Consider the following 7,584-nt stretch of genomic DNA (forward strand, 5'->3'; position numbering starts at 1 on the left):
TATGGGCGATGCGCTGCGCGCACCGGCCAGCTTGCCGTGGACAACGCTGTCGCGTTGCCCACCGCGCAGGCCTTCGCCCACAAGCTCCACAGCCTGCCACCACCATCTACATGAACCTGGAACTCAACGAAGACCAAGTTCTATCGGGGTGACAACAATTCTGACGCGGGGGGAGTGGGCCGACCATGGCCCGGAGCGGGCGCCGAAAGGCCCGCCAGCTAGGCCCTCGAGGCCGTAGAACGCGCCAAAACGCTCGGTTTCGCCCCGCGTACGGCGATCCCGCCGTGGCGCGGGTACTTGTTCAGCGTTTCCCTAATTCTCGTGGTCCGGGGTGATGCGAGCGACCAGGGCGCATCACAAGACGAGACACCGCTATGCGCGGGGTGGCGCTCCAGACCCGTCAACTCCCACTGGGGGTAGGGGGCCTCTGGGTGGTAACTGAAGGCGCAGATGGGCTCGCCGGCGAAGGGAAGGCATCGGGTGGCAGAGGTATGGACAGCACGCGGCTCGCCTGCTTCGGACCCGCATGGCTCCTGAGCCGATCACCTGATGCCATCCGAGATGACGACACGCCGAACCGAACACGACCATAGCTCGACCCCCGCGGGACGACCCCTGACCCGCCGTGCGCTGACACCCCGTGAGGAGGCCTACGCGGTTGCGCGCGCAAGCGGAGCGCCAGCGATCGACGCATTTCTTGGTGCCTACAACTGGACCGGCAAGCGCGACAACGCTCGCCAGCAGGCGGCGGCTGTAGAAGGCCGTGAACGCGTTGCGCGGCGCATTCAGGAGCTGCGCGACCAATACGCGAAGGCGGCGGTGGAGGCCAGCCGCGGCACGATCGAGTGCTCGCGCACGCGCGCCTACACTATGGCCGACGCTATGACCGAACTTGACATGGCGATGGAGATGGCCAGTACCAAGGAGAACCCTATGGCCATGATCAAGGTCGTCGAGGTGCGGATGAAGCTGTACGGCCTGGGGATCGGTGAAGCTAGGAACCCAGTCAACCAGCCGGAGATCACGTACGAGCAGGCGGTCGAGCTGCTCGAAGAGATCAGGGCCTTCAAGTCACGGTGACCGACGCGTTGGACGAGTTCGAACGCGGCAATGGGACCGGAATTACATCCCAGTGGCGAATGCATGGTGCCCTCCCTGGGACCCTGTGATCCCGTTCTTCGCCTTGGCGCCAGCGGTGCGGCGTGTGGGACTACGCCAGCAACGCCATCAAGAGCGTGCACAGCCGGCTGCGCGAGATCCTCGAGACGCGCCGATTCTGGTGCGCACGCCCAGTCAGCCCGTGGCCCATAGCTCGGACAGCGCTCGGCCTGCCTGAGCACCGTCTCGGTGGCCTCCTCCTGCCGGTCCGGCGGGTACTTGTAGCGGCGCAGCAGCGTCTTCACCATCACGCGCAGCTTCGCGCGCACCGTCTCGCGCTTGGCCCAGTCGACCGTCACCGACCGGCGCAGGCTCACCGTCAGCTCGACGGCGATCTTCTTCAGCGTCGCGTCGCCCAGCTCGCGCACCGCGGCCTCGTTGGTGGCCAGCGCGTCGTAGAACGCCAGCTCGTCGGGGTTCAAGCCCAGGTGCTCGCCGCGCTGGGCGGCCTCCTGGAACTTCTTGGCCATCGCGATGAGTTCCTCGATGACCTGCGCCGTCTCCACCGCCCGGTTGCGGTAGCGCGCGAGGCTTTGCTGCAAGAGCTCGCTGAACTTCGCGCTCTGCACCACGTTGGTCCTGAAGCGTGACCTGATCTCGCCCTTGAGCAGCCGCTCCAGCAGCTCGACGGCGAGGTTGCGCTCCTTCATCTGGCGCACGTCCTCCAGAAACTCGTCCGACAGCACGCCGATGTCGGGGCGCTTCAGCCCCGCGGCCGAGAAGATGTCGACGACCTCGTCGCTGACCACCGCGCGGCTGATGATCTGCCGCAGCGCGTGCTCCTTCTGCTCGTCGCTGAGCTTGCGGTCGGTGCCGTCGTGCTTCGTCAGCGCCGCCTTCACGGCCTGCAGGAAGGCCAGCTCGTCGCGGTGGGCCAGCGCCTCGTCGAGCGTGCAGCACAGCGCGAAGGCCCTGCTCGCCGCCAGCACGGCGTCTGCGAAGCGCTTCTTGCCGTCGTCCAGGCCGAGCACGTGGTTGGCCACGCCCGGCAGGCGCTGCCACGCGCGGGTGCGGAAGTCGGCGTAGTCGACGCCGTGCAGCATTCCGTGCAGCACGTCCATCTGTTCCTGCAGCACGGCCAGCGCGTCGTGCGCGTCGATCGTCGGCTTGCCGCGCCCGTGGGCCTGCGTGTAGTCGGCCAAGGCGGCCTTCAGCTCGTTGGCGATACCGATGTAGTCCACCACCAGCCCGCCGGGCTTGTCCTTGAAGACGCGGTTGACGCGCGCGATCGCCTGCATCAGGTTGTGCCCGCGCATCGGCTTGTCGACGTACATCGTGTGCAGGCACGGGGCGTCGAAGCCGGTGAGCCACATGTCGCGCACGATGACGATCTTGAACGGGTCGGTCGGGTTCTTGAAGCGCGCCTCCAGGCGCTTGCGTACGTCCTTCGGGTAGAGGTGCGGCTTCAGCAGCGCCTTGTCGGCCGCGGAGCCGGTCATCACCACCTTGATGGCGCCCTTGTCGGGGTCGGGGTCGTGCCACTCGGGGCGCAGCGCGACGATCGCGTCGTACAGGTGCACGCAGATCTCGCGGCTCATCGCGACGACCATCGCCTTGCCGTCCATCGCGGCGAGCCGCTGCTCGAAGTGCGCCACGATGTCGGCTGCCACCTTCTGGATGCGCGGCGGCGCGCCGACGAGCTGCTCCAGCGCCGCCCAGCGGCGCAGCCGCGCCACCTTGGCGGCGTCGCCTTCCTCGTCTTCGGTCAGCGCGTCGACCTCCTCGTCGAGGTGCGCAGCTTCGTCCTCCTTCAGGTCGAGCTTGGCCAGCCGGCTCTCGTAGTAGATCGGCACCGTGGCGCCGTCTCGCACCGCCTGCTCGATGTCGTACACGTGAACGTAGTCGCCGAAGACGGCGCGCGTGTCGCGGTCGTCCAGGCTCACCGGCGTGCCGGTGAAGGCGACGAAGGTCGCGCCCGGCAGCGCGTCGCGCAGGTGCTGCGCATAACCGTAGCGCACGCCGCTGGCCGGCGGGGGCGTCCCGGCGGGCGGCTCGGCGGCCAGCAGCACGGTGGCGTCGTTGGCGGCGGTTGTCGTGCGCGCCGCGGGCTTCGGCGCGCCGGTGAGCCGCGCGTCGAAGCCGTACTGGCTGCGGTGGGCCTCGTCGCAGATGACGACGATGTTGCGCCTGTCGCTGAGCACCGGGTACGCGTCCTCGTCCTCGCCCGGCGTGAACTTCTGGATCGTCGTGAAGACAATGCCGCCGGAAGGCCGGTTGGCCAGCAGCCGGCGCAGCTCGGGGCGCGTGGCCGCCTGCACCGGCGTCTCGCGCAGTAGCTCGGCGGCGCCGGCGAACACGCCGAAGAGCTGGTTGTCGAGGTCGTTGCGGTCGGTCACGACGACGATGGTCGGGTTGCCCATCGCCGGGTGCGCCATCAGCGCGGCGGCCAGGCACGTCATCTCGATGCTCTTGCCCGCGCCCTGCGTGTGCCACACGACGCCGCCCTTGCCGCGCCGCGCCTGCGCGCCGGTGGGGCTCGCGGCCTGCAGCACGCTGCGCACCACCGCCTGCACGGCGTGGAACTGGTGGTAGCCCGCCACCTTCTTGACGAGCCGGCCGTCGTCCTCGAACAGCACGAAGTGGCGCAGGTACGCGAGCAGCGTGGCGCGCTCGAACAGGCCGCGCACCAGCGTCTCCAGTTCGCGCATCGGCCCCAGCGGGTCGGTGGCCACGCCGTCGATCGTGCGCCACGCCATGAAGCGCTCGCGGTCGCTGGTCAGCGAGCCCATGCGCGCCTGCAGGCCGTCGCTGACCACCAGCAGCGCGTTGGCCTGGAACAGGTCGGGGATGTCCTGCTGGTAGGCCTGGAGCTGGTTCCACGCTGCCCACAGGTCGGCCTCCTCGTCGGCCGGGTTCTTCAGCTCGATCACGACCAGCGGCAGGCCGTTGACGAACAGCAGCAGGTCGGGTCGGTGCATTTGCTTCGGGCCCTGGACGCTGAACTGGTTGACGGCGAGCCAGTCGTTCGCGGTCGGGTCGTCGAAGTCGATCAGGCGCACGCGCGCGCCGCGCGTCTCGCCGTCCTTCTGGTACTCCACCGGCACGCCGTCGACCAGCCAGCGGTGCACCTGCCGGTTGGCGTTGACGAGCCCCGGCACGTTGGGGCTCAGCACGCGGCGCAGAGCGTCGTCGCGTGCGGCCGGGGGCACGGCGGGGTTCAGCCGCGCGATCGCGTCGGCCAGCCGGTGACGCAGCGCCACGTCGCGGTAGCTGTCGCGCTCGGTGCCGGGCGTGCGGGGGTGGCGAGATGTCGGGGCCGTGGGCCACCGACCAGCCCAGCTCAGCAAGCCAGCGCAGCGCGTCCTGTTCGACGTCGTCCTCGCTGATCGCGGCGGGCACGCCCTGCATCAGCTCCGCCGCGTCTCGAAAGGGTTCAGAACCGCCACGCCGAACGGGCGAAAGTCGGCCACGTTGCGCGTCACGACGGTGAGCCCGTGCACGAGGGCCGTGGCGGCGATCAGCGCGTCCTCGATCAGCGTGTCCGAGCGCCGGTGCATCAGCCGGCCCCAGGCGCGGCACACGCGCCCGTCCAGCGGCAGCACGTTCCAGGTCTGCTCCACCTGGTCCAGCCAGCGCTCGATCTCGGCGGCCTTCGCCGCGTCCTGTTCGCGCGTGAGCTCGACGCCGGCCTGGATCTCGCCCAGCGTGACGGCGCTCAGGTGCAGCGCCGCGTCGTCCACGCCCGTCAGCCACGCCAGCACGGCGCCGTGCGGCCGCGGCCGGCGCAGTTCGGACACGACGTTGGTGTCCAGCAGGAACACGCGCGCCTACCCTGCCGCCACGGGGCGGCGGCGCGCGGCACCGCGCCGCGGAAGCGCCAGTTCGTGGCGGGCCTCGTCGCTGAGGAGCAGCTCCTTCAGCGACGGCCGCGCCGCGGCCTGCAGGCGGCGCCACTCGTCCACCGGCACCAGCACCGCCGCCTCGGCGCCGCGCCGGGTGACGAGCTGCGGCCCCTCGTTGAGGCAGGCGTCGAGCATCTCGCTGAAGCGAGCCTTGGCGTCCTGGACGGGCCATGCGTGCATGCGGCCTCCCGTTCGCATCTGACCAGATGGCTGACCAGTCTATCAGCGGCCGGCGCGGTGCGGAAGGTGGTAGTCGTCCGAACGCCGGGGCGCGCGCCCGAGTCAGGGCGCGTCGTCCGGGCCGAGCAGCGACGCGGGCACGTCGCGCGCGCCATGCAGCACGCGCACGACATCGATCCGCCGTTCGCGCTCCAGGTAGAAGATCAGGTGCGGCCACGGCCGCAGCGGCCAGCAGCGCATGCCGGGCAAGGCGAGCAAGGTCGCGTGGCGCAGCGAGCCGATGCCCGGGTTGCGCACCAGAAGTGCGAAGGCGCTGGCGAGCGCCTCGGTGAATCGGCCGGCGACCTCCACGCCGGCCTCGTCGAGGTAGCGTCCGATCGCATCGTCGATGTCCTGCTCCGCCCGCGGGAGGACGACGACCGGCAGCGGCCTGCCCACGACCTCAGCGGGCGCCGGCCTTGGCCCCGCGCCGCGACCGGCCGGCGCCGGAACCGCTGGGTGCCGCCGCCTTCTTGTCGGCATGCTGGCGGATGCGCTCGCGCAACCCGTCGAAGTAGGCCGCGTCGGCCACCCGCCCGGGCCCCGACTCCAGCCCCTCCATCAGCAGGCTGCGCAGGTGCTCGATGTCGCGCTCACGGCGCAGTAGCTCGCGCACGTACTCGCTGGCGCTGCCGTAGGCGCGCGCGGCCACCTGCCGGTCGACGAAGGCCTTGAGTTCCTCGGGCAGGGAGATGTTCATCGTGCTCATGGCCGCCAGCCTAGCGGCAATGGCAAAGCTTGGCAAGGGTGCCGGTGCGCGGCCCGGCTCGCGCGGGTCGCCCCTCACTCGTCCGGCGTCGCCAGCGTCCAGATCCGCTTCAGCGGCAGCTCGGCGCGGATGTCCTCGTCGAGCTTGTCGTAGTTGGCCAGCAACTGCTCGATCAGGTCGTTGTCGTTCCACAGCCGCACCTTGAAGAAGTGCGTCGGCACCTCCTTCAGCACGGTGGGCTTGAAGCCGGCCCAGGCGACGAACAGGCCCTGGTCGGCCTGCACGCTCTGCATGGCGCCGATGAGCTGGGTGAACTCGGGGCGATCAGCGGGCGCGTCGCCGGACTTCACCTGCACGCAGATACGCGGCCGGTCGAAACCGAACGCGCCGCCCGCGGCCAGGATGTCGATGCCCTTGTCGGGCCCTTCGGGGCTCAGGTGCGTCGTGAAGCCCTGCGCCCTGAGCACGGCCTCCACCAGCCGGGCCATGCCATGGCCCTTGAACTTCTGGACGATGAGCCTGGCGATCGCGTCGCGGGCGAGCTGCTCCAGGTCGACGCCGCCTTCCTCGCCTGCCTCGGTGTCGACCGCGCCGGACGCAGCGCCCGGCGTGATCGTCACCGGCACGGCCTTCCAGCCCGTCTGGGCCATCGCGCGCACGCGCTTCTCGGCGTCGTTGCGCTTGACCTCGCAGATGGTCATGATGGCGCCGAACGAGTACAGCAGGTCCTGGTCGAACGCGCTGCGCGGCACGTCGGTGTGGAGCCACTTGACGTCGCGGGAGTGCCGGTACGGCTCCTTCGCCGCCGCGTCGTACCGGTAGCCGCCGGTGATCTCGCCGACCGCGATGGTGCCCTTGGCCTTGCGCGGCACGACGACCCAGTCGCCGGGCTTCATCGCCAGCACGAAGGCCCAGACCTGACCCGACCAGTTGCCCAGGCGCCGCGGCACTTCGCCCGGGTAGTGCACCTGCAGGATCGCCTTGATGTCGTCGTAGGTCCTGGCGGCCGACAGGTCAACCGGCAGGCTCTCGTAGGTCAGGTAGATGCGCTTGTCGTCGAGGAAGCGCGCTTCGTGTTCGCCGTACTTGCCGGCGCGGACGAGCCACAGGGCCATCGGCGAGGTCTCCGTCAGGGGGTTTCGAGAACGCTCGGCTGACCTCATCGCACGCTGCGATGGGGCCATCGGCGAGGTCTCCGTCAGGGGGTTTCGAGGGCGGCCTCGACCTCGGGCAGACGCAGCTTGCCGGAGATGAGGCGGGGGAGCAGAGCGTCACGAATATCTGCCAGAACTTGCGCCTGAGCCTTGTTGTTCCGCAGCTTCGCGTACAGAGACTCGACTTCCGCAGCGAATGCCGTCGCCACTGGCGATGAAGGAATGACGAATGGGACCCGAAACAGGTTTGCTTGATTCAGCTTCGCCTGTACTGCTCCAGTGACGTAGGGCGTCAAGTCGAGCCTCTGAAGTCCGAGCATCAGGTGCTCGGTGCTCACTCCGTTCGCGCCCTGCAATACGTGAGCATGGTTGTTGACCCAGAACCTGCCCCAGACGTACTGCATTACGGCTCTGTTGAATTTCAAGTGGGTTGCGGGGCATGAGGGTTGAGCGCGCGGAAGTCGAGCTTGCCGGCGATCAGGAAGATGACGGTCCTGATCGT

7 protein-coding genes and 1 pseudogene are annotated in these 7,584 nt (G+C 69.4%); 1 reads left to right on the forward strand and 7 read right to left on the reverse strand.

Translation table 11 applies throughout. The features are described 5' to 3' along the window. The first annotated feature begins 549 nt into the window (after positions 1-549). Positions 550-1,080: a hypothetical protein gene (locus tag DRV96_RS18665; protein ID WP_235823463.1), complete on the forward strand. Its 531-nt coding sequence runs from the start codon at positions 550-552 to the stop codon at positions 1,078-1,080. 242 nt (positions 1,081-1,322) lie between these two features. Here the strand turns inward: DRV96_RS18665 and DRV96_RS17315 are convergent. From DRV96_RS17315 to DRV96_RS17345, 7 genes and pseudogenes are all read right to left on the reverse strand, one after another. Further along, positions 1,323-4,506, reverse strand: a pseudogene (locus DRV96_RS17315) (type I restriction endonuclease subunit R); the annotation flags it as partial. Next, positions 4,506-4,919 (reverse strand): type II toxin-antitoxin system VapC family toxin, encoded by a 414-nt coding sequence (locus tag DRV96_RS17320; RefSeq protein ID WP_119293484.1) that lies wholly within the window; start codon positions 4,917-4,919, stop codon positions 4,506-4,508. The gene DRV96_RS17320 and the pseudogene DRV96_RS17315, both read right to left, overlap by 1 nt. Positions 4,920-4,925: 6 nt before the next feature. Further along, complete coding sequence (locus tag DRV96_RS17325; RefSeq protein ID WP_119293486.1) at positions 4,926-5,180, reverse strand: type II toxin-antitoxin system Phd/YefM family antitoxin; 255 nt, start codon at positions 5,178-5,180, stop codon at positions 4,926-4,928. A gap of 102 nt (positions 5,181-5,282) precedes the next feature. Then, positions 5,283-5,618 carry a type II toxin-antitoxin system RelE/ParE family toxin gene (locus tag DRV96_RS17330; RefSeq protein WP_235823464.1) on the reverse strand — a complete coding sequence of 112 codons (336 nt, stop codon included), beginning with the start codon at positions 5,616-5,618 and terminating at the stop codon, positions 5,283-5,285. Positions 5,619-5,622: 4 nt separating this feature from the next. After that, positions 5,623-5,928: a type II toxin-antitoxin system ParD family antitoxin gene (locus DRV96_RS17335; RefSeq protein ID WP_119293490.1), complete on the reverse strand. Its 306-nt coding sequence runs from the start codon at positions 5,926-5,928 to the stop codon at positions 5,623-5,625. Between the two features lie 74 nt (positions 5,929-6,002). Further along, entirely contained in the window at positions 6,003-7,043 is a 1,041-nt protein-coding gene (locus tag DRV96_RS17340) for a restriction endonuclease (protein WP_119293492.1), read from the reverse strand. A gap of 83 nt (positions 7,044-7,126) precedes the next feature. Further along, a partial coding sequence (locus DRV96_RS17345; protein WP_473199551.1) for a restriction endonuclease subunit S domain-containing protein occupies positions 7,127-7,584 on the reverse strand: 458 nt, incomplete at its 5' end.

The sequence above is a fragment of the Azohydromonas sediminis genome, from assembly GCF_003574675.1.
Classification (GTDB): Bacteria; Pseudomonadota; Gammaproteobacteria; order Burkholderiales; family Burkholderiaceae_C; genus Calidifontimicrobium; species Calidifontimicrobium sediminis.

What these genes read in the sequence shown, in the direction of transcription:
- DRV96_RS18665 (WP_235823463.1), top strand. Translation starts at nt 550, where the DNA reads ATGCCATCCGAGATGACGACACGCCGAACCGAACACGACCATAGCTCG.
- DRV96_RS17325 (WP_119293486.1), bottom strand. Translation starts at nt 5,180, where the DNA reads ATGCACGCATGGCCCGTCCAGGACGCCAAGGCTCGCTTCAGCGAGATG.
- DRV96_RS17335 (WP_119293490.1), bottom strand. Translation starts at nt 5,928, where the DNA reads ATGAGCACGATGAACATCTCCCTGCCCGAGGAACTCAAGGCCTTCGTC.
- DRV96_RS17340 (WP_119293492.1), bottom strand. Translation starts at nt 7,043, where the DNA reads ATGGCCCTGTGGCTCGTCCGCGCCGGCAAGTACGGCGAACACGAAGCG.